The organism is Streptomyces sp. SID14478, assembly GCF_010548525.1.
Taxonomy (GTDB): domain Bacteria; phylum Actinomycetota; class Actinomycetes; order Streptomycetales; family Streptomycetaceae; genus Streptomyces.
On sequence record NZ_JAAGMG010000087.1, the window covers coordinates 1 to 1,795 of the forward strand.

Here is a 1,795-nt window from a genome sequence, read left to right on the forward strand (position 1 = left end):
CCTGATCGACTGGCTGCGGGCGCACGCGCCCCGCGCCGAGCGGATCGTCTCGGTGTGCACGGGCGCGATCCTGCTCGCCCGGGCCGGCCTCCTCGACGGCCGCCGGGCCACGACCCACTGGGCGTACTGCGACAAGCTCGCCCGCGACCACCCGGCGGTCGAGATCGACCCCGACCCCATCTACGTACGCGACGGGAACGTGGCGACCTCGGCAGGTGTCACCGCCGGCATCGACCTCGCCCTCGCGCTCGTCGAGGAGGACCACGGCAGGGACGTGGCCCTCACGATCGCCCGCCATCTGGTCGTCTTCCTGCGACGGCCGGGGAACCAGGCCCAGTTCAGCGCCCAGCTCACCGCCCAGACGGCCCGCCGCGAACCGCTGCGCGAGGTCCAGCAGTGGATCACCGAGCACCCGGACGACGACCTGTCCGTGGAGTCGATGGCGGCCCGCGCCCGCCTCTCGCCCCGCCACTTCGCCCGCGCCTTCCGGACGGAGACGGGCCTGACCCCCGGCGCCTACGTGGAACGCGTCCGCGTCGAGCACGCCCGCCGGCTCCTGGAGGACACGTCCCACGGCGTCGAGGAGGTCTCCCGCGCCAGCGGTTACGGCACGCCCGAGGCGATGCGCCGCGCCTTCCTCAAGACCCTCGGCACACCACCGGCGGAGTACCGCCGCCGCTTCCACGCGCCCCATCCCGCGCGCTGACCGAAAGGAACCCCGTGAAGATCGCCGTCGTCCTCTTCGACCGCTTCACCGCGCTCGACGCCATCGGCCCCTACGAGACCCTCGGCCGCCTGCCCGACGCCGACCTCGTCTTCGTCGCCGAGGAGCGCGGCCCGGTCCGCACCGACACGGGCACCCTGGCCCTGGTCGCCGACAAGACCCTCGCCGAGGTCCCGCACCCGGACATCGTCGTGGTCCCCGGCGGCCCCGGACAGACTCCCCAGATGGAGAACGAGACCCTGCTCGCCTGGCTGCGCACGGCCGACGGGGCCAGCACGTGGACCACGTCCGTGTGCACCGGCTCCCTGCTGCTCGCCGCGGCGGGCCTGCTGGACGGGCGGCGCGCCACCTCGCACTGGCTGGCCCTCGACTTCCTGAAGCAGTTCGGGGCCCGGCCCACGGGGGAGCGCGTCGTCGTCGACGGCAAGTACGTCACCGCGGCCGGCGTCTCCTCCGGCATCGACATGGGACTCACCCTGCTCGGGAGGATCGCGGGCGACGAGCACGCCCAGGCCGTGCAACTGCTGACCGAGTACGACCCGCAGCCGCCCTACGACGCGGGCTCGCCGCAGAAGGCCCCCGCGCACCTCGTCGAGGAGTTCCGCTCCAAGAGCCGCTTCATCCTGACGTAGTCCAGGTGAAGCGCGGCGCCCGGCGCTCCAGGAACGCGGCGACGCCCTCGGCGGTGTCGCCGCTGCCGCGCGCCTGCTCGGCCCAGTACGCGTCCCGGTCGGTGCGGCCCGCGGTGAACTCCTTCGCCGCCGCCTGCGTCAGCTGGGAGCGCCCGGCGAGCACGCGGGTGAACTCCGCGACGCGCTTGTCCAGCGCGGCGTCCGGCAGGACCTCGTCCACGAGCCCGGACCGCAGCGCCCGCTCGGTGCCGATCAACTCGCCCGAGAACAACAGGTACTTGGCGCTCGCCGGGCCCACCAGCGCCGCGAGGCGCCGCGTCGACGACGCCGGGTAGACGATCCCGAGCTTCGCCGGAGTCACCCCGAACACCGCGCTCCCGGCGGCGAACCGCAGATCGCACGCGGCCGCCAGCTGGCAGCCGCCGCCCACACAGAACCC

The 1,795-nt window shown here is 74.2% G+C and carries 3 protein-coding genes; 2 read left to right on the forward strand and 1 reads right to left on the reverse strand.

Annotated features, from left to right (window positions below; genetic code table 11):
* Together G3I40_RS02975 and G3I40_RS02980 are read left to right on the forward strand one after the other, a co-directional pair.
* Positions 1 to 706, forward strand: a 706-nt coding sequence (locus tag G3I40_RS02975; RefSeq protein WP_164300578.1) for a helix-turn-helix domain-containing protein, incomplete at its 5' end; no start/stop codon positions are given.
* A 14-nt stretch (positions 707 to 720) separates the two neighbouring features.
* A complete protein-coding gene (locus tag G3I40_RS02980; RefSeq protein WP_164300579.1) occupies positions 721 to 1,356 on the forward strand; it encodes a DJ-1/PfpI family protein in 636 nt (211 codons plus the stop codon).
* On the opposite strand, the gene G3I40_RS02985 is transcribed toward G3I40_RS02980, so the two are convergent.
* Positions 1,343 to 1,795 (reverse strand): enoyl-CoA hydratase-related protein (locus G3I40_RS02985; RefSeq protein WP_239091484.1); only part of this gene is annotated, 453 nt, incomplete at its 5' end. The genes G3I40_RS02980 and G3I40_RS02985 overlap by 14 nt on opposite strands.